Origin of the sequence: Endozoicomonas sp. G2_1 (assembly GCF_017744155.1) — a bacterium.
Taxonomy (GTDB): domain Bacteria; phylum Pseudomonadota; class Gammaproteobacteria; order Enterobacterales; family Alteromonadaceae; genus JAGHQT01.
On the sequence record NZ_JAGHQT010000008.1, the window covers coordinates 129,004 to 147,171 of the forward strand.

Genomic DNA, 18,168 nt, shown 5'->3' on the forward strand with positions numbered 1-18,168 from the left:
GAGCTGTAGGGTGAGGCCTATTTATCACACAATAAAAGGTCTTTATAGGAACAGTCATATGAAAGCTAAAAACCTACTTATACCGTTTTTATTTGCTCCCGCCATTTCAATGGCCACGCCAATACCTGTTGACCTATCGGGCTGGACAGCAGAGGAAGGCAACGGTAGCCCGGCTGCCTCTTGGAATGTTCAAGGAATAGGTAACGATTCGGTTTTCCAAAGCCAAAACTCTAGACCATCAATCTTTTTCAATCCAGGTAGTAATGACCAAGGGCAAGCACTTAGTGGTCAAATTACTGTTGAAACAGGGGCTGACGACGATTTCATCGGTTTTGTACTAGGGTACAACACTGGTGAATTCAACAGTGCAAATGCAGATTTTTGGCTAATAGACTGGAAACAAGCAAACCAAGGTAGTGCTAATGTTGGTCTTGCACTAAGCCATATTACAGGTGATGTTAGCACAGCACCAGAGCTAAACTTTTGGGAGCATAATGGCGTAGTTAATGAAGTTCAACGAGCAACGAATCTTGGTAGTACTGGTTGGATAGACTTCCAAACTTATGATTTTGAACTTGTATTCACTTCAACATTAATTGAAGTGCAAGTAGATGGAGTTAAAGAGTTGTCTTTCGCTGGTAACTTTACCAATGGCTCATTTGGCTTTTACAACTACTCTCAAGGCAGCGTTCGTTATGCAGGTATCACACAAGCTGACGCACCGCCGCCATCAACATCAATACCAGAACCTTCAAGTTTACTTATTTTGTTAACTGGAATACTCGCCATTTTAGTTCGGCAATATCAACAACAGTGATTTCTGGGTAAAAAAAATGCCACTCTTATGAGTGGCATTTTTATGAGTATAAAACTCGAATAAGCTTTTAATTAAGCTTCAGCTGTTGCTTCTTCAACTGTTTCAGCAGCTTCTTCAACTACTGGACGGTCTACTAATTCAACATAAGCCATAGGCGCTTTATCACCAGTACGGTAACCGCATTTTAAGATGCGAGTGTAACCACCTGGACGTTCTTGGTAACGAGGACCAAGTTCGTTAAATAAAATACCAACAACTTCTTGGTCGCGAGTACGAGCAAACGCTAAACGACGGTTTGCAACGCTGTCTGTTTTAGCCAAAGTTACTAATGGCTCAACAACGCGACGTAGTTCTTTAGCTTTAGCAACAGTAGTTTTAATAACACCGTGCTTAACTAAAGAGCTTGCCATATTGCGGAACATCGCCTGGCGATGACTGCTATTACGGTTTAACTGGCGACCGCTTTTACGATGGCGCATAAGTTAATCCTTATCTCAACTATTAAATTAACAATGATCGACCTAGTCGTTATCAGCAATGCTTTCTGGTGGCCAGTTCTCTAGGCGCATACCTAAAGATAAGCCACGAGACGCTAACACGTCTTTGATTTCAGTTAGAGACTTCTTACCTAAGTTAGGTGTTTTAAGAAGTTCAACTTCAGCACGCTGTACTAGATCACCAATATACTGAATTGCTTCTGCTTTTAAACAGTTAGCTGAACGAACAGTAAGTTCTAAATCATCAACAGGACGAAGTAAAATTGGGTCAAACTGTGGTTTTTCCTCTTTTTGCTCCGGCTCGCTAACATCGCGTAATTCAACAAACGCATCTAGCTGTTCAGCTAAGATGGTTGAAGCACGACGAATAGCTTCTTCTGGATCTAAAATACCATTAGTTTCCATGTCGATGACTAACTTGTCTAAGTCTGTACGTTGTTCAACACGTGCAGAATCAACGTCGTAGGCAATTCTTTCAACAGGACTAAATGAAGCATCAACCAATAAACGGCCAATAGCTCTATCTTCTTCCTCGGCATTGCGACGAACAGAGGCAGGTACGTAACCACGACCTATCTCTACTTTAATGCGCATACTGATAGAACCGTCACCAGTTAGGTGACAGATAACATGCTCTGGGTTTGCAATAGTTACATCGCCATCATGTTGAATATCAGCTGCCGTTACAGGGCCTTCACCTGACTTAGTTAAGGTAAGAACAGCTTCATTTTTGCCTTCCAAACCTACCGCTAGCCCTTTCAAGTTCAATAGAATTTCGATGATGTCTTCTTGAACACCTTCTTTACTACTGTACTCATGTAATACACCGTCGATTTCAACTTCAGTGACTGCACAACCAGGCATTGAAGATAAAAGAATACGACGTAGCGCATTACCTAAAGTGTGACCAAAACCACGTTCTAACGGCTCCAACGTTACCTTTGCACGAGTTGAGCTCAACGTCTCAATATCGACAAGGCGTGGCTTAAGGAATTCGGTTACAGAACCCTGCATTATGTCCTCTCTTAAGTTTAAACTTTACTTAGAGTAAAGTTCGACAATCAACTGTTCATTAATCTCAGCAGATAAATCTGAACGCTCAGGAACACGCTTAAACACGCCTTCCATTTTCTTGTTATCTACTTCAACCCAGACTGGCTTCTCACGTTGTTCAGCTAATTCTAAAGCAGCAACGATACGTGCTTGAGTTTTAGATTTTTCGCGAACAGAAACCACATCTTCAGCTTTAACAGTGAAAGATGGAATATTAACAACTTTACCGTTAACAACGATAGACTTGTGACTAACTAACTGACGTGCTTCTGCACGAGTGCTAGCAAAGCCCATACGGTATACTACGTTGTCTAAACGCACTTCTAAAAGCTGTAACAAGTTTTCACCTGTGTTGCCTTTAATACGCGCAGCTTCTTTGTAGTAGTTACGGAATTGCTTCTCTAGTACGCCGTAGATACGACGAACTTTTTGCTTCTCACGAAGCTGAACACCATAATCAGATAAACGACCGCGACGAGCACCGTGTTGACCTGGAATAGTTTCGATTTTACATTTAGTATCGATCGCGCGAACACCAGACTTAAGGAATAAGTCGGTACCTTCACGACGGCTAAGTTTTAGCTTAGGACCTAAATATCTTGCCATTTTCTTTCTCCAACTATCCTATTAAACGCGACGTTTCTTAGGAGGACGACAACCATTATGAGGAATAGGTGTAACGTCAGTAATGTTGGTGATTTTGTAACCAGCAGCATTTAAGGCACGGATAGCAGATTCACGACCTGGACCTGGACCTTTAACGAACACTTCAATATTCTTCAAGCCAAACTCTTGTGCTGCTTTACCAGCACGATCAGCAGCAACCTGTGCAGCGAATGGAGTAGATTTACGTGAACCACGGAAACCTGAACCACCAGCAGTTGCCCAAGATAAAGCATTACCTTGACGATCGGTAAGAGTTACGATTGTGTTGTTGAAAGAAGCATGGATATGAGCCATGCCATCAGCAACTTGTTTTTTTACGCGCTTACGCGTACGAACTGGAGTTTTTGCCATTGTCTAATCTCCTACTTCTTAATAGGCTTACGAGGACCTTTACGGGTGCGCGCATTAGTTTTAGTGCGTTGACCACGTAGAGGTAGACTGCGACGATGACGCAAACCACGAAAACAACCAAGGTCCATAAGACGCTTGATGTTCATAGAAACTTCACGACGTAAGTCACCTTCAACGGTGTACTTACCTACTTCAGTACGAAGTTCATCAATTTGAGCTTCGTTTAATTCACTGATCTTAGTTGATTCAGCGATACCAGTTGCCGCACAAATTGCTTTTGCACGGGTTGCACCGATACCGTAAATCGCAGTAAGGGCAATTACTGCATGCTTACGATCAGGGATGTTAATGCCAGCGATACGGGCCACTAACACATCTCCTATCTAAAAATTTAACTTACGCTAGTTGAAAAGCCCGTTAGGATACTCAACCAGCCACTTTTTTGCAAATGAAAGTGCCATTATTTGCTCAAATGAATTGAGCACTAATGACACTTTCTAAAAAGATTAACCTTGACGCTGTTTGTGCTTAGGGTCAGTTTTGCAAATTACGCGGACAACGCCAGCGCGTTTTACCACTTTGCAGTTACGGCAAATCTTTTTTACGGATGCACGAACTTTCATCTTACTACTCCGTTAAACCTTATCGGCCATAGCCTTTAAGATTAGCTTTCTTAAGTACACTGTCATATTGATGAGACATCAAATGCGTTTGTACTTGTGCCATAAAGTCCATGATTACCACTACGATGATCAACAATGACGTACCGCCAAAGTAAAACTGAACATCCCAAGCAATCATCATAAACTCAGGTACCAAACAGATAAAGGTAATGTATAACGCACCGGCTAAGGTTAAACGTGTCATTACTTTATCAATGTATTTAGAGGTTTGTTCACCCGGACGAATACCCGGAATAAACGCGCCAGACTTCTTCAAATTATCTGCTGTTTCACGTGGGTTGAAGACCAACGCCGTGTAGAAAAAGCAGAAGAAGATTATCGCTGCCGCTAAAAGCATTACATATAACGGCTGACCCGGAGAAATCGCTAAAGAGATTTCTTGTAGAGTATCAGCAACTACACCTTCACCCTGGCCGAACCAGCTGGCTATTGTAGCAGGAAATAAGATAATACTTGAAGCAAAAATTGGCGGAATAACACCAGCCATATTCACTTTTAACGGTAAGTGCGTGCTTTGAGCAGCAAATACCTTACGACCTTGTTGACGCTTAGCATAGTTAACAACGATACGACGTTGGCCACGCTCAACAAATACAACAAAGAAAGTGACGGCAAAGACGATTAAACCAATCAGCAATAATACCAATAAGTGCAATTCACCTTGACGCGCCATTTCTGCTGTTTGACCAACAGCAGACGGCATACCAGCAACAATACCAGCAAAGATTAGAATCGAAATACCATTACCGATACCACGCTCAGTAATTTGTTCACCTAACCACATTAAGAACATGGTACCAGTGACTAAACTCACCATCGCAGTAAAGATAAAGCCGAAACCAGGATTAATCACTAATCCTGGCATCATTTGCGGTAAACCATTAGCAATCGCGAACGATTGGGCAGTTGCTAATATTAAAGTACCGTAGCGGGTGTATTGACTGATTTTACGACGTCCAGCTTCGCCTTCTTTTTTCAACTCTTGCATACTAGGTACGGCGTGCGTACTAATCTGCATGATAATAGAAGCCGAAATGTACGGCATAATACCAAGTGCCAATACAGAGGCTCGCTCAAGCGCACCACCAGAGAACATATTAAATATGCCAATGATGGTGTCTTTTTGTTGTTCAAACAACTGAGCTAATACAGCGGCGTCAATACCAGGGATTGGCACGAAAGATCCTAAACGGAAAACAATAATTGCTCCGAATACGAAAAACAGTCTTTGCTTAAGCTCAGACAAACCGCCTGCGCCTTTATTATCCGTTCCTGGTTTAGCCATAATCTGTATTATTCCTCGATTTTACCGCCAGCAGCTTCGATAGCTGCACGAGCACCTTTAGTCACGCCAACGCCACGTACAGTTACAGGCTTGTTGATTTCACCAGACAGCATGATTTTTACTGTCTCGATGTTGCGTGCAACTAAGTTAGCGTTCTTAAGCGTGTGAATGTCAACTACATCACCTTCGATTAGGTTTAACTCGTGTAAGCGAACTTCAGCGCGAACTAAAGACTTACGTGAAGTGAAACCAAACTTAGGTAAACGTTGTTTCAATGGCATTTGACCGCCTTCAAAACCTGGACGTACGCTACCGCCAGAACGAGACTTCTGACCTTTGTGACCACGACCACCGGTTTTGCCTAGGCCTGAACCAATACCGCGACCAACGCGTTTCTTAGCTGACTTAGCGCCTGGTGCAGGAGATAATGTATTTAAATGCATTGATTAGTCCTCCACCTTAACCATGTAGTGTACTTGGTTGATCATACCGCGTACTGAAGGAGTATCTTCTAACTCAACAGTGTGACGGATACGACGTAAGCCAAGACCCTTTAATGTAGCTCTGTGCTTTGGTAAACGACCAATAGAGCTTTTTACTTGAGTAACTTTAACTGTTTTAGCCATGCTCAATTACCCCAAAATGTCAGCAACGTCTTTGCCACGCTTAGCTGCGACTGCTTCTGGCGAGTTCATGTTCGCAAGAGCAGAAATAGTAGCGCGTACTACGTTGATTGGGTTAGTAGAACCGTATGCTTTTGACAATACGTTCTGTACGCCAGCAACTTCAAGTACTGCACGCATCGCACCACCGGCGATGATACCTGTACCTTCAGAAGCAGGTTGCATGTAAACCTTAGAACCTGAGTGACGACCCTTGATAGGGTGTTGAAGAGTAGTACCCTTCAAGTCAACAGTAACTAGGTTACGACGAGCCTTTTCCATTGCTTTTTGGATAGCAGCAGGCACTTCACGTGCTTTACCGTAACCAAAACCAACGCGGCCGTTACCGTCACCAACTACAGTTAGTGCAGTGAAACTAAAGATACGACCACCTTTAACCACTTTTGATACGCGGTTAACAGCGATTAGCTTTTCAGCCATATCAGTTTGTTGTTGTGTGTTTTCTACATTAGCCATCATCAACTCCTAGAACTGAAGGCCAGCTTCACGAGCTGCTTCTGCTAACGCTTTTACGCGACCGTGGTAACGGAAACCGCTACGGTCAAAAGCAACATTGGTGATGCCTTTAGCAACAGCGCGTTCAGCAATAGCTTTACCTACTGCAGTTGCTGCCGCAACATTACCAGTTTTTTCAACTTGACCGCGAACTTCTTTGTCTAAAGTTGACGCAGCAGCGATAACTTCAGAGCCAGTTGGCGCGATTAATTGAGCGTAAATATGGCGAGGAGTACGGTGAACGACTAAACGATTCGCACCCAACTCGCTGATTTTAGCGCGTGCACGTTTTGCACGGCGTAAACGAGATGTTTTCTTATCCATCGTATTACCCTACTTCTTCTTAGCTTCTTTACGGCGTACAACTTCGTCGTCATAACGAATACCTTTGCCTTTGTAAGGCTCTGGCTCACGGTATGAACGAATGTTTGCAGCAACTTGACCAACCAACTGCTTGTTAGCACTCTTAAGTACAACTTCAGTTTGGCTAGGAGTTTCACACGTAACACCTTCAGGAATTGCGTGATCTACTGGGTGAGAGAAACCTAAAGAAAGGTTTAAGCTCTTGCCAGCAGCTTTTGCACGGTAACCAACACCGTTAAGAATTAATTTCTTTTCGAAGCCTTTGCTTACACCAATAACCATGTTGTTGATATTAGCGCGCGCAGTACCGGCTTGCATCCAAGCAGCTTTGCTATCTTCAGCTACTTCAGTTTTGATAACGTTTTCTTCTTGAGAAACGTTAACTAAACCGTGAATAGTAGCAGAAAGCTCACCTACAGGACCTTTAACTTTAATGTCTTGGCCTGATAACGTAACAGTAACGCCAGCAGGAATTTCGACAGGTGCTTTTGCAACACGAGACATATTCTTGCTCCTTACGCTACGAAACCAATGATCTCACCACCTAAACCTGCTTTGCGAGCAGCGCGGTCAGTCATTAAGCCTTTAGAAGTAGAAACAATCGCAATACCTAAGCCAGCTTGTACTTGAGGAAGCTCAGTGCTGCCTTTGTATACACGTAGACCAGGGCGTGAAACACGCTTGATTGATTCAATTACTTTTTTACCTTCGAAGTATTTCAAAGCAACTTCTAGCTCAGGCTTAGCACCTTCAACTACTGAGTACTCTGAAATGTAACCTTCTTCTTTAAGCAAGCTAGCGATAGCAACTTTAAGTTTTGAAGAAGGCATTGTTACTGCAGTTTTAGCTGCAGATTGACCGTTGCGGATGCGTGTAAACATGTCCGCGATAGGATCAGTCATCATAATTGCTCTCTCCTATTACCAGCTAGCTTTCTTAAGACCAGGAACTTCACCGCGCATCATAGCTTCACGTAACTTGATACGGCTTAAGCCGAACTTACGTAGGTAACCATGTGGACGGCCAGTCACGTTACAACGGTTACGTTGACGTGAGCTGCTTGAGTTACGAGGTAAAGATTGTAGTTTTAATACTGCATCCCAACGATCTTCTTCAGAAGTATTTACGCTTGAGATAATTGCTTTTAACTCAGCGCGCTTTTCAGCGTACTTAGCTACAAGCTTTGCACGTTTTGCTTCACGTGCCTTCATAGATGATTTAGCCATAACTCTACACCTTATTTTTTGAACGGGAAGTTAAAAGCAGTAAGCAGAGCACGACCTTCCTCGTCAGATGCCGCAGTAGTAGTGATAGTAATATCCATACCACGGATCTTATCGACTTTATCGTAGTCGATTTCAGGGAAAATAATTTGCTCACGCACGCCCATGCTGTAGTTACCACGGCCATCGAACGACTTAGGGTTCAAGCCACGGAAGTCACGGATACGAGGAACTGAAATAGAGATTAAACGCTCTAAGAATTCCCACATGCGCTCACCGCGTAGAGTTACTTTTGCACCAATAGGGTAGCCTTCACGGATTTTAAAACCAGCAACAGATTTGCGAGCTTTAGTTACCATAGGCTTTTGACCTGAGATTGCAGTAAGATCATTTGTGGCGTTTTCTAATACTTTTTTATCAGTAATAGCTTCACCAACACCCATGTTAAGGGTGATCTTTTCAATCCGAGGGACTTGCATGACACTTTTGTAACTGAACTTTTCTTGAAGCTCAGCAACAACTGTATCTTTATAAAAATCATGCAGTTTCGCCATCGTTTACTCCAATAATTAAACTAATTCGTTATTAGACTTGAAGAAACGAACTTTTTTGCCGTCTTCAATTCTAAAACCAACACGATCGGCCTTGCCAGTAGCAGGGTTTACGATCGCCACGTTAGAAACGTGGATTGGTGCTTCTTTTTCAACAATACCACCAGCTTGCTGTAACTGAGGTACAGGCTTCTGATGCTTCTTGACTAAGTTAACACCTTCAACAAATACTTTGCTTTTTTCGACAAGAACTTTGGTAACTTTACCTTTTTTGCCTTTGTCTTTACCAGCAAGTACGATTACTTCATCATCACGACGAATCTTAGCTGCCATTATCGTGACTCCTTATAGTACTTCTGGAGCTAATGAAACGATCTTCATGAACTTTTCAGTTCTTAATTCACGTGTCACAGGCCCGAAAATACGAGTACCAATAGGTTGTAAGCTTGCGTTAAGCATTACAGCCGCGTTTCCGTCAAAGCGAATGGCTGAACCATCCGGGCGACGAATGCCCTTTTTAGTGCGCACCACTACCGCGTTAAGTACATCACCTTTTTTAACTTTACCGCGAGGAATAGCTTCCTTCACTGCAACTTTAATGATGTCACCAATACGTGCGTAGCGACGGTGCGAGCCACCAAGGACCTTAATACACTGCACGCGTCGAGCGCCGCTGTTGTCAGCAACGTCAAGCTGTGTTTGCATTTGGATCATTTTATATGTGCTCCGCTCTATCTATATAAAAGATTAAATTCAAGGCCAAAAATTCGACCCGTCACTGCCTTTATTTACCCAGCCATTATCGGCGGGCGCGAGATTATAACACCAGTAAAAAAAAAGTGATAGTTTATTTAGCTAAAAAATAAACAGCTCTCGGAACACGTTTACTATATGGGCATTAAGTGTTGAAAATTAAACCGTTAGTTCTATATTTTTTAGTAACAAGTCAATTTAGCCAACGCGCTAAAACCTAACATTTTAGGTGATATTATGACCGATTGGTGCCAAGCAACTGTTATTAACAATCATCGCTGGACTGAAAAACTCTTTAGCCTAACCATAAGCGCTGATATAGAGCCATTTGTCGCTGGCCAATTCACTAAGCTCGCGTTAACTGTAAATGATAAACGACAGGCAGCGGCCTATTCTTTTGTTAACGCACCAGATGACAATGTCTTGGAGTTTTATTTAATTGAAGTACCCAACGGTCGATTATCGCCGGCTTTGATGCGACTTGAGCTCGGCGATACCCTCGAAATAGCGAAACAAGCCTCAGGTTTTTTCACCCTTGACGATGTCCCCAAGAGCAAACAACTTTGGATGTTTGCCACTGGCACGGCAATTGGCCCTTACTTATCAATACTGCAAGAGCAGCAAGTTTGGCGAGATTATCAAAATATTGTATTAGTGCACGCTGTTCGTCATCAAAGTGATTTGAGCTATCAACCATTGATCAAAGTATTGTGCCGCAATCAACAGTTGCGTTATGTAAGTATTGTTAGTCGCGAGTCAAATGCGGCAGGCTTAACTGGCAGAATTCCCGCATTAATTGCAAATGGCGACTTGGCAAAATTTGTCGACCTCAGCATGTCGCCAGAAGATAGCCAGTTTATGATTTGTGGTAATCCAGAAATGGTAAAAGACACTAGCCAAGTATTGCTAGACAAAGGTTATCAACGCAATCGGCGCAGTAAGCCCGGCCATATCACCATAGAACAATATTGGTCGAGCTAGCTTGTCTTACCGATAAACCTAACTCTCTTGCTTATTGGTTAACTCTTCAACTTTTGATTGCATAGCCTCAGCGCGTTTTTTCCAGAGCTTACGCGCCAGTTTTTGCATATCATCGATTTTGTCACCTTCATCAACAATTTCTAAGCCGAGTAGAGTTTCTAAAATATCTTCCATTGTGAGAATACCTTCAACACTACCGTACTCGTTAATCGCTAATAAGATATGCGCTTTAGCGCGCACTAACTCGTCAAAAGCGTGAGACAAAGTCATATTGCTGAGTAGCGACGGCATTTCACGATGGTAATCTTGTAAGGTTTTGTCTTTGTTGCCACGCGCTTGTGCCAGCAGAATATCACTGCGTAAAACGAAGCCGGTAATATTATCGGTGTTGTGATCGTCGTATATAGGAATACGAGAAAAGCGCATACTGTCGTGCTTGTGGAAAAAAGTCTCAACACTCAAATCATTTGCTAAAGAAAACATCACCGTACGCGGTGTCATCGCATCTTTAATCGTCATCTCTTTCAAGAGCAACATGTTCTTCATCATGGTGGACTCTTGTTCACCCAGCTGCCCTTCTCTGGCACTGAGCTCTGCCATCGCCATAAATTCACCGCGACTAAAGCCAGTCAGTGTTGGCTCATGGCTTAAGCCACCGGTTAACTTTTCTGACATTTTAACAAACGGGTACAACAACCAGATTAAGTGTTTTAATGCTGTCGCGGTAATTGGTGCTAGTTGACGCCAGTAAGTTGCACCCAAAGTTTTAGGGATAATTTCAGAAAAGATAAGAATCAATAAAGTTAATACTGCAGAGATAACACCAAGATAAGCTTCACCAAAAACTGCCGTTGCTTGGGCACCAGCACCGGCAGCACCAATAGTGTGAGCAATAGTATTGAGAGTTAGAATTGCCGCCAGCGGCTTGTTCACATCTGCTTTAAGTGTTTTTAACAACTCGCCTGATTTGTGGCCTTCTTGTTGTTTTAACTCGATATAACCAGAAGTCACACTAAGTAGTACTGCCTCGGCGACAGAACAAAGAAAGGAAAATAAAAGTGCGCATAGCACGTAGATAATAAGTAAGGTCATGGTGAATTAACGTGATTGAAAGGTCGTGATTATTTAAGCATTTTGTGAATTAGATTTCTAGCAAGAGCTAGAGTTAAAGAGATAAGTCGTTTTTTTAAAACGCTCCGAACAGAGCATAAAGCCCACTTATTCTCTAACGCGAAATACTTCCAAATCTTCTTTTTTTCTAACCCATGATTGGACTTTACCGACAGATATTCCGCAATCATCGTCGAAAAAGAGTTCTGTTCCATCAGGATCTATCACGCTCTCATCAACGTCTAATAGGTTAATCAGCCCCTCAAAAATCCAACGGCCTTTTCTGCCTTTATCATTTGACCAATTACTCTCATTCTCGATGCCTAGTTCTCCATACTCTATAGCTTTCTGATAGGCTTGCTCTTTATCAACAGCTTTTAAGAGAACTGTATTTGTAAAAGCTCGACATCTGCGTTTAGGATTGGAAATATCTTCATCGTCATACTGAAAACGCTCGACCATTACGGCAACCCAATATCTTTCCTTGGACATTTACAAACTCCAGATTAAAAACAAAGCAAGGTTATCAGATTATGTTAGTTTCGAAGAGTTAGGTAAATATAATTTATGATACAAAAAACAAAAAGGCCCTGCCGCAGCAGAGCCTTTTGATTAGTATCTATTTGTTAGAAAAACTTAAATTAAGCTTTTTCTACAACGTCAACCAACGTCCAAGATTTGCTCTTAGAAATTGGTGCACATTCACGAATAGTTACTACGTCACCCGCATTACACTGGTTAGTTTCATCATGCGCTTTCAACTTAGTTGAACGAATCATGAACTTACCATAGATAGGGTGTTTAACACGACGCTCGATCAGAACAGTGATAGACTTGTCCATTTTGTCACTGACAACGCGACCTTGTAGTGTACGAATTTTATCGCTCATTACGCACCTGCCTTCTCAGTAATGATAGTCTTAACACGTGCGATGTTGCGACGCACTTGTCTTAATAAATGAGTTTGTGCTAACTGACCAGTGCTTGCTTGCATGCGATAGTTAAACTGTTCGCGCAAAAGCTCAAGTAATTCAGCATTTAACTCTTCAATGCTTTTTTCTCTTAGTTCGCTAGCTTTCATTACATTACCGTCCGAGTTACGAAAGTTGTTTTGAACGGAAGTTTAGCAGCCGCTAAAGCAAATGCTTCGCGTGCTAAATCTTCTGGAACACCTTCCATTTCATAAAGAACACGACCTGGTTGGATTTGACAAACCCAATATTCCACGCCACCTTTACCTTTACCCATACGAACCTCAAGAGGCTTCTTGGTAATTGGCTTATCAGGGAAAACACGGATCCAGATTTTACCTTGACGCTTAACGTGACGAGTCATCGCACGACGAGCAGCTTCGATTTGACGAGCAGTCATACGACCACGCTCAACTGATTTCAAACCGAAAGTACCGAAGCTAACTGTGCTACCAGTGTGGGCTAAACCACGGTTGCGTAGCTTATGTTGCTTGCGGAATTTAGTACGTTTTGGTTGTAACATTACTTAACTCCTACTTGCTCTTGCGGTTGTTGCGCTTCTTAGGCTTAGCTGGTGCTTCAACCTGTGCAGGCATACCACCGATAACTTCGCCTTTGAAGATCCACACTTTGATACCGATAGTACCGTAAGTAGTTTCACCACGTGCAGTTGCGTAATCGATATCAGCACGTAAAGTGTGAAGTGGTACACGACCTTCACGATACCACTCTGAACGAGCGATGTCGGCGCCGCCTAAACGACCACTAACTTCAACTTTGATACCTTTAGCACCTAAACGCATAGCGTTTTGTACGGCACGCTTCATAGCACGACGGAACATAACACGACGTTCTAATTGGCTAGCAATGCTGTCAGCAACTAATTGAGCATCCATTTCTGGCTTGCGTACTTCAGCAATGTTGATTTGCGCAGGTACACCAGCAATTTTAGATACTTTTAAACGTAACTTTTCTACGTCTTCGCCTTTCTTACCGATAACAACACCAGGACGAGCTGTGTGAATAGTTACACGGATTGATTTAGCTGGACGCTCGATCACGATTTTTGATAATGAAGCACGCTTCAATTGCTCAGACAAGTATGCACGAACCAAGTGGTCACCGTGTAAGTTGTTAGCAAAATCTTTTGTGCTTGCGAACCATGTAGACGCGTAAGGTTTAGTGATACCTAAGCGAATACCGGTAGGATGTACTTTTTGACCCATACTAATATCTCCTAGCTATCAGCAACAACCACAGTAATGTGGCTAGTGCGCTTAATAATGCGATCGGCACGGCCTTTCGCACGAGGTCTAATACGCTTCATTGTTGGACCATCGTCAACCATGATGGTTTTAACGAATAGTTCATCAATGTCTGCACCTTCATTGTGCTCTGCGTTAGCAATTGCTGAGTTAAGTACTTTCTTAACTAAAACAGCAGCTTGTTTGTTGCTGTAAGTTAATACTTCTAAAGCTTTCTCAACGTGTAAGCCGCGGATTTGATCCACAACTAAACGCGCTTTTTGAGCAGAACCACGGGCAAATTTATGTTTAGCTACAGCTTCCATTTAACTTCCCCTTATTTCTTTTTCGCTTTCTTATCAGCAGCGTGGCCGCGATAAGTACGAGTTGGTGCAAATTCACCTAGTTTGTGACCGATCATTTCATCAGTTACAAACACAGGTACGTGTTGACGGCCATTATGGACAGCGATGGTCAATCCGATCATGTTAGGGATGATCATTGAGCGACGAGACCAAGTTTTGATAGGTTTCTTGTTCCCGCTTTCCAAAGCTTTCTCTACCTTCGTCAACAAGTGTAGGTCAATAAATGGACCTTTCTTGAGAGAACGTGGCATGGTAATTCCTCTTAATTAATAACTAGTACTATTATTTAGTACGACGACGTACGATGAACTTATCAGTACGCTTGTTCTTACGAGTCTTGTAACCCTTAGTAGGTACACCCCAAGGTGATACTGGGTGACGACCACCTGAAGTACGACCTTCACCACCACCGTGCGGGTGATCAACTGGGTTCATCGCCACACCACGAACGGTAGGACGAACACCGCGCCAGCGGCTAGCACCAGCTTTACCAAGAGAACGTAACATGTGTTCAGCGTTGCCGATTTCACCTAAAGTTGCGCGACACTCAGCTTCAACTTTACGCATTTCGCCTGAGCGAAGACGCAAAGTAACGTAAGCACCGTCTTTAGCAACTAATTGTGCGTAAGTACCAGCAGCACGTGCAATTTGAGCACCTTTACCAGGCTTAAGCTCGATTGCGTGAATAACGCTACCTAAAGGCATGTTGCGAAGTGGTAAAGTGTTACCAGTTTTGATTGGCGCATCAGCACCAGACTGGATTGCATCACCAGCTTTTAAGCCTTTTGGTGCTAAGATGTAACGACGCTCGCCATCTGCATATAATACTAACGCGATGTTAGCACTGCGGTTTGGATCGTACTCTAAACGCTCAACTTTAGCCGGGATACCGTCCTTTGTGCGTTTGAAGTCGATTAAACGGTAGTGATGTTTGTGACCACCACCAACGTGACGAACAGTGATACGACCAGTGTTGTTACGACCACCAGACTTAGAGTTTTTCTCTAAAAGTGGTGCGTATGGCTTACCCTTGTGTAGTTCCGGGTTAACCACTTTAACAACGTGGCGACGACCCGGAGAAGTAGGTTTACATTTTACAATAGCCATTATGCCTTCTCCTATGCTTCAGCGCCAACGAAGTCGATGTCACTACCTTCAGCAAGAGTAACATAAGCTTTTTTCCAGTCGCTACGACGACCGAAACGAGCGCCAGTGCGCTTAGCTTTACCCTTGACATTTAAAGTGCGAACACCTTCAACTTTAACTTCGAAAAGTTTTTCAACAGCAGCTTTGATTTCTGCTTTAGTAGCAGTAGTTGCAACTTTGAAAACAACCGTGTTGTTTGCTTCAGCAGCAACAGTAGCTTTCTCAGAAATGTTTGGTGCCAAAAGCACTTTTAACAAACGTTCTTCGCTTATCATGCTAACATCTCCTCAACTTGCTTAACTGCATCAGCAGTCATTAATACTTTTTCGAAACCAACTAAAGAAACTGGGTCGATGCCTTGAACGTCGCGAACGTCAACTTTGTACAAGTTGCGTGAAGACAAGAACAAGTTCTCATCAACTTCAGCAGTCACGATTAACACATCTTTAAGTTCTAAGTCTTTTAACTTAGCAACTAATTCTTTAGTTTTTGGTGATTCAACAGCAAAGTCGTTAACCACAACTAAACGCTCTTGGCGAACTAGTTCAGATAAAATGCTTTGGATTGCACCACGGTACATTTTACGGTTAACTTTTTGGCTGTGATCTTGTGGTTTAGCAGCGAATGTTACGCCACCAGTGCGCCAGATTGGGCTACGAGTAGTACCAGCACGAGCACGACCAGTACCCTTTTGACGCCATGGCTTCTTACCACCACCGCTAACTTCAGAGCGAGTCTTTTGAGCACGAGTACCTTGACGAGCACCTGCTGCGTAAGCAACAACTACTTGGTGTACTAACGCTTCGTTAAACTCACGACCGAAAGTTGTTTCTGAAACTTCAAGAGCGCCTGACGCGTCTTTTAATGTTAATTCCATCAAAATTCTCCTCAGACGTTAAGCTTTAACAGCTGGTTTAACGATAACGTTGCTGTTTACTGCGCCTGGAACTGCACCTTTAATAAGAAGCAAGTTACGCTCAGCATCAACACGTACGATTTCAAGGTTCTGCGTAGTTACCTTAGCAGCACCCATGTGACCAGACATTTTTTTGCCTTTGAATACGCGACCTGGTGTTTGACATTGGCCGATTGAACCGTTTGAACGGTGCGACAATGAGTTACCATGTGACATATCTTGAGTACGGAAATTCCAACGCTTGATACCGCCTTGGAAACCTTTACCCTTTGAAGTGCCAGTCACGTCTACTAATTTAGTTTCGTTGAAAAGCTCAACACTAATTTCGCTACCAGCGGCTAAGTCTGCGCCTTCACCGTCATTTAAACGGAATTCCCACAAACCACGACCTGCTTCGATACCAGCTTTTGCATAGTGACCAGCAGTTGGCTTGTTAACGCGGTTAGCTTTTTTGCTACCAGTAGTTACTTGAATCGCTGAGTAGCCATCGTTGTCTACAGTTTTAACCTGAGCAACGCGGTTGGCTTCAACTTCTAGGACTGTAACAGGAGTAGAAACACCATCTTCAGAGAAGATGCGAGTCATACCAACTTTACGTCCGACTAGACCTATAGTCATGTCAAAAACCCCCTATTAACCCAAGCTAATTTGAACGTCAACACCAGCTGCTAAGTCTAAACGCATTAATGCGTCAACAGTCTTATCAGTAGGCTCAACGATATCAATTAAACGCTTGTGAGTACGAATTTCGTACTGATCACGCGCATCTTTGTTAACGTGTGGAGAAATCAAAACTGTGAAACGCTCTTTGCGAGTAGGAAGTGGAATAGGACCACGAACCTGTGCGCCAGTACGCTTAGCAGTGTCAACGATTTCTGCTGTAGATTGATCAATCAAACGATGATCGAACGCTTTCAAACGAATGCGAATTCTTTGATTTGACATGGAATCAAATCCCCTAATAAAAGAACGAACAAAATACAGCCCATCACCTTCCATTGTAAGAAAGGGGGGTGTATCGACTAAAACATTCAACTCCAAATCGGAGTTGCTGTAATCATTAAACAAACATTGTTAAATCAACAATTAGTTCAATGAAATCCGCTGAGCACAGCCCAACGTGGAGGCGTATTATACGTGTGTTGATAAATTATGCAAGTAGTAAAGGAGAAATAATCATACTGCCGATAACATTGCTCAAATAGATCTTAGCATCGGCCCTACTAAACCCTTTTGGCGGGACGAGTTAATACGATGCGGTGCTCTTGTGGTCGGTAATAGTCTTCAACATATTTCTCACTAGTAAAGCCTAACTTGCGGTACAGCGCGATCGCATTAGTGTTATTTGGATCAACCGTTAAAAAGGCGCTTGTACTCAGTTGGTCAAAATCATGGTTAAGGGTACTCATTAGCTTACGGCCTAAACCTTTACCCCGTGCTTGTTTTGCAACAAAAACCTTATGCAAGCAATAAGTATTGTTAATACTAGGGAACGCTATAGCAACGCCGAAAATTTGCTGGCCCTCTTTTGCACAAACAACTAATGCGTGTTCAACCCACAAACGCCAAGCGTGCTCTCCGTCAGGTATAAATTCACTGTTATCATTATCTAACCATGCAATGCGGTCAAGCTCTGCAATTTGCAAGAAATCTGAGATTTGTGCTTTTGTAATTACCATCGCTTTAACCTGTAAAACATCTATGCTTTTAAACAAAAAGAGCAGCCATTGGCTGCTCTTTAAATTTATTAGATGGTTTGTTTCACCATAACTATTAACTCTTTTATCGCTTGATAACCAAAGGGTTAACAAGGCGGGAAAACGGAGCATACAAGTGTATGTGAGTTTTCCCAACGCAGTTAACGCAAGGTTAGCTGCTAGAAAAGGTTAATTAGTCGATGATTTTAGAAACAACACCAGCACCTACCGTGCGACCACCTTCACGAATCGCGAAGCGTAAACCTTCGTCCATCGCGATTGGGTTGATTAGCTCAACAACAAACTTCAAGTTGTCGC

The 18,168-nt window shown here is 42.8% G+C and carries 33 protein-coding genes and 1 pseudogene; 2 read left to right on the forward strand and 32 right to left on the reverse strand.

The features are described 5' to 3' along the window. The first annotated feature begins 58 nt into the window (after positions 1-58). On the forward strand, positions 59-817 hold the full coding sequence (locus J7384_RS11565; RefSeq protein ID WP_209114228.1) for a PEP-CTERM sorting domain-containing protein: 759 nt from the start codon (positions 59-61) through the stop codon (positions 815-817). Positions 818-888: 71 nt separating this feature from the next. Here J7384_RS11565 and rplQ read toward each other — a convergent pair whose 3' ends face one another. The 17 genes from rplQ to rplN all read right to left on the reverse strand — a co-directional run bounded on the left by rplQ (position 889) and on the right by rplN (position 9,381). Continuing rightward, positions 889-1,296 carry a 50S ribosomal protein L17 gene (gene rplQ, locus J7384_RS11570; RefSeq protein ID WP_209114165.1) on the reverse strand — a complete coding sequence of 136 codons (408 nt, stop codon included), beginning with the start codon at positions 1,294-1,296 and terminating at the stop codon, positions 889-891. A 42-nt stretch (positions 1,297-1,338) separates the two neighbouring features. Further along, positions 1,339-2,328, reverse strand: a complete 990-nt coding sequence (rpoA, locus tag J7384_RS11575) for a DNA-directed RNA polymerase subunit alpha (RefSeq protein WP_209114166.1) — start codon at positions 2,326-2,328, stop codon at positions 1,339-1,341. 24 nt (positions 2,329-2,352) lie between these two features. Next, on the reverse strand, positions 2,353-2,973 hold the full coding sequence (rpsD, locus tag J7384_RS11580) for a 30S ribosomal protein S4 (protein WP_209114168.1): 621 nt from the start codon (positions 2,971-2,973) through the stop codon (positions 2,353-2,355). A 21-nt stretch (positions 2,974-2,994) separates the two neighbouring features. After that, the gene (gene rpsK / locus J7384_RS11585; RefSeq protein WP_209114170.1) at positions 2,995-3,384 is read right to left on the reverse strand and encodes a 30S ribosomal protein S11; all 390 of its coding nucleotides are present in this window, start codon (positions 3,382-3,384) and stop codon (positions 2,995-2,997) included. 11 nt (positions 3,385-3,395) lie between these two features. Further along, a complete protein-coding gene (gene rpsM / locus J7384_RS11590; RefSeq protein WP_209114172.1) occupies positions 3,396-3,752 on the reverse strand; it encodes a 30S ribosomal protein S13 in 357 nt (118 codons plus the stop codon). 138 nt (positions 3,753-3,890) lie between these two features. Beyond that, entirely contained in the window at positions 3,891-4,007 is a 117-nt protein-coding gene (gene rpmJ / locus J7384_RS11595) for a 50S ribosomal protein L36 (RefSeq protein WP_074496180.1), read from the reverse strand. Positions 4,008-4,026: 19 nt separating this feature from the next. Continuing rightward, on the reverse strand, positions 4,027-5,352 hold the full coding sequence (secY, locus tag J7384_RS11600; protein WP_209114174.1) for a preprotein translocase subunit SecY: 1,326 nt from the start codon (positions 5,350-5,352) through the stop codon (positions 4,027-4,029). Positions 5,353-5,360: 8 nt separating this feature from the next. After that, positions 5,361-5,795 carry a 50S ribosomal protein L15 gene (rplO, locus tag J7384_RS11605; protein WP_209114176.1) on the reverse strand — a complete coding sequence of 145 codons (435 nt, stop codon included), beginning with the start codon at positions 5,793-5,795 and terminating at the stop codon, positions 5,361-5,363. Positions 5,796-5,798: 3 nt separating this feature from the next. Continuing rightward, complete coding sequence (gene rpmD / locus J7384_RS11610; RefSeq protein WP_209114178.1) at positions 5,799-5,978, reverse strand: 50S ribosomal protein L30; 180 nt, start codon at positions 5,976-5,978, stop codon at positions 5,799-5,801. Between the two features lie 6 nt (positions 5,979-5,984). Next, on the reverse strand, positions 5,985-6,491 hold the full coding sequence (rpsE, locus tag J7384_RS11615; RefSeq protein ID WP_209114230.1) for a 30S ribosomal protein S5: 507 nt from the start codon (positions 6,489-6,491) through the stop codon (positions 5,985-5,987). A 9-nt stretch (positions 6,492-6,500) separates the two neighbouring features. Continuing rightward, on the reverse strand, positions 6,501-6,854 hold the full coding sequence (gene rplR, locus J7384_RS11620) for a 50S ribosomal protein L18 (protein ID WP_209114180.1): 354 nt from the start codon (positions 6,852-6,854) through the stop codon (positions 6,501-6,503). 9 nt (positions 6,855-6,863) lie between these two features. Continuing rightward, positions 6,864-7,397: a 50S ribosomal protein L6 gene (gene rplF / locus J7384_RS11625; RefSeq protein WP_209114182.1), complete on the reverse strand. Its 534-nt coding sequence runs from the start codon at positions 7,395-7,397 to the stop codon at positions 6,864-6,866. A gap of 11 nt (positions 7,398-7,408) precedes the next feature. After that, positions 7,409-7,801, reverse strand: coding sequence for a 30S ribosomal protein S8 (gene rpsH, locus J7384_RS11630; protein ID WP_209114232.1), 393 nt, complete (start codon positions 7,799-7,801; stop codon positions 7,409-7,411). Positions 7,802-7,813: 12 nt separating this feature from the next. Then, positions 7,814-8,119, reverse strand: a complete 306-nt coding sequence (rpsN, locus tag J7384_RS11635) for a 30S ribosomal protein S14 (protein ID WP_209114184.1) — start codon at positions 8,117-8,119, stop codon at positions 7,814-7,816. A gap of 11 nt (positions 8,120-8,130) precedes the next feature. Continuing rightward, positions 8,131-8,670, reverse strand: coding sequence for a 50S ribosomal protein L5 (rplE, locus tag J7384_RS11640; protein WP_209114186.1), 540 nt, complete (start codon positions 8,668-8,670; stop codon positions 8,131-8,133). Between the two features lie 15 nt (positions 8,671-8,685). After that, entirely contained in the window at positions 8,686-9,000 is a 315-nt protein-coding gene (gene rplX, locus J7384_RS11645; protein ID WP_209114188.1) for a 50S ribosomal protein L24, read from the reverse strand. A 12-nt stretch (positions 9,001-9,012) separates the two neighbouring features. Further along, positions 9,013-9,381: a 50S ribosomal protein L14 gene (rplN, locus tag J7384_RS11650; protein WP_209114190.1), complete on the reverse strand. Its 369-nt coding sequence runs from the start codon at positions 9,379-9,381 to the stop codon at positions 9,013-9,015. Between the two features lie 276 nt (positions 9,382-9,657). Between rplN and J7384_RS11655 the strand changes: the two genes are divergently transcribed. After that, positions 9,658-10,401, forward strand: a complete 744-nt coding sequence (locus tag J7384_RS11655) for an FAD-binding oxidoreductase (RefSeq protein ID WP_209114192.1) — start codon at positions 9,658-9,660, stop codon at positions 10,399-10,401. 18 nt (positions 10,402-10,419) lie between these two features. On the opposite strand, the gene J7384_RS11660 is transcribed toward J7384_RS11655, so the two are convergent. The 15 genes and pseudogenes from J7384_RS11660 to J7384_RS11730 all read right to left on the reverse strand — a co-directional run. After that, positions 10,420-11,493: a hemolysin family protein gene (locus tag J7384_RS11660; protein WP_209114194.1), complete on the reverse strand. Its 1,074-nt coding sequence runs from the start codon at positions 11,491-11,493 to the stop codon at positions 10,420-10,422. Between the two features lie 126 nt (positions 11,494-11,619). Continuing rightward, positions 11,620-12,003 carry a DUF4288 domain-containing protein gene (locus J7384_RS11665; protein WP_209114196.1) on the reverse strand — a complete coding sequence of 128 codons (384 nt, stop codon included), beginning with the start codon at positions 12,001-12,003 and terminating at the stop codon, positions 11,620-11,622. A gap of 149 nt (positions 12,004-12,152) precedes the next feature. Continuing rightward, a complete protein-coding gene (gene rpsQ / locus J7384_RS11670) occupies positions 12,153-12,401 on the reverse strand; it encodes a 30S ribosomal protein S17 (RefSeq protein ID WP_209114198.1) in 249 nt (82 codons plus the stop codon). Then, the gene (gene rpmC, locus J7384_RS11675; protein ID WP_209114200.1) at positions 12,401-12,592 is read right to left on the reverse strand and encodes a 50S ribosomal protein L29; all 192 of its coding nucleotides are present in this window, start codon (positions 12,590-12,592) and stop codon (positions 12,401-12,403) included. The genes rpsQ and rpmC overlap by 1 nt, the downstream gene beginning before the upstream one ends. Beyond that, the gene (rplP, locus tag J7384_RS11680; protein WP_209114202.1) at positions 12,592-13,005 is read right to left on the reverse strand and encodes a 50S ribosomal protein L16; all 414 of its coding nucleotides are present in this window, start codon (positions 13,003-13,005) and stop codon (positions 12,592-12,594) included. The genes rpmC and rplP overlap by 1 nt, the downstream gene beginning before the upstream one ends. Before the next feature lie 10 nt (positions 13,006-13,015). After that, a complete protein-coding gene (rpsC, locus tag J7384_RS11685) occupies positions 13,016-13,708 on the reverse strand; it encodes a 30S ribosomal protein S3 (protein WP_209114204.1) in 693 nt (230 codons plus the stop codon). Positions 13,709-13,719: 11 nt separating this feature from the next. Continuing rightward, positions 13,720-14,052, reverse strand: a complete 333-nt coding sequence (rplV, locus tag J7384_RS11690; RefSeq protein ID WP_209114206.1) for a 50S ribosomal protein L22 — start codon at positions 14,050-14,052, stop codon at positions 13,720-13,722. Positions 14,053-14,063: 11 nt separating this feature from the next. Further along, positions 14,064-14,342 carry a 30S ribosomal protein S19 gene (gene rpsS, locus J7384_RS11695; protein WP_115998804.1) on the reverse strand — a complete coding sequence of 93 codons (279 nt, stop codon included), beginning with the start codon at positions 14,340-14,342 and terminating at the stop codon, positions 14,064-14,066. A 31-nt stretch (positions 14,343-14,373) separates the two neighbouring features. Beyond that, positions 14,374-15,198 carry a 50S ribosomal protein L2 gene (rplB, locus tag J7384_RS11700; RefSeq protein WP_209114208.1) on the reverse strand — a complete coding sequence of 275 codons (825 nt, stop codon included), beginning with the start codon at positions 15,196-15,198 and terminating at the stop codon, positions 14,374-14,376. A gap of 11 nt (positions 15,199-15,209) precedes the next feature. Further along, complete coding sequence (rplW, locus tag J7384_RS11705; protein WP_209114210.1) at positions 15,210-15,512, reverse strand: 50S ribosomal protein L23; 303 nt, start codon at positions 15,510-15,512, stop codon at positions 15,210-15,212. Beyond that, the gene (gene rplD, locus J7384_RS11710) at positions 15,509-16,114 is read right to left on the reverse strand and encodes a 50S ribosomal protein L4 (protein ID WP_209114211.1); all 606 of its coding nucleotides are present in this window, start codon (positions 16,112-16,114) and stop codon (positions 15,509-15,511) included. The genes rplW and rplD overlap by 4 nt, the downstream gene beginning before the upstream one ends. An 18-nt stretch (positions 16,115-16,132) precedes the next feature. Further along, complete coding sequence (rplC, locus tag J7384_RS11715) at positions 16,133-16,771, reverse strand: 50S ribosomal protein L3 (protein WP_209114213.1); 639 nt, start codon at positions 16,769-16,771, stop codon at positions 16,133-16,135. A 15-nt stretch (positions 16,772-16,786) separates the two neighbouring features. After that, positions 16,787-17,098, reverse strand: a complete 312-nt coding sequence (gene rpsJ, locus J7384_RS11720; protein WP_093332363.1) for a 30S ribosomal protein S10 — start codon at positions 17,096-17,098, stop codon at positions 16,787-16,789. Positions 17,099-17,376: 278 nt separating this feature from the next. Further along, a complete protein-coding gene (locus J7384_RS11725; RefSeq protein WP_209114215.1) occupies positions 17,377-17,832 on the reverse strand; it encodes a GNAT family N-acetyltransferase in 456 nt (151 codons plus the stop codon). A 211-nt stretch (positions 17,833-18,043) separates the two neighbouring features. Further along, a pseudogene (locus tag J7384_RS11730) lies at positions 18,044-18,168 on the reverse strand (elongation factor Tu); the annotation flags it as partial.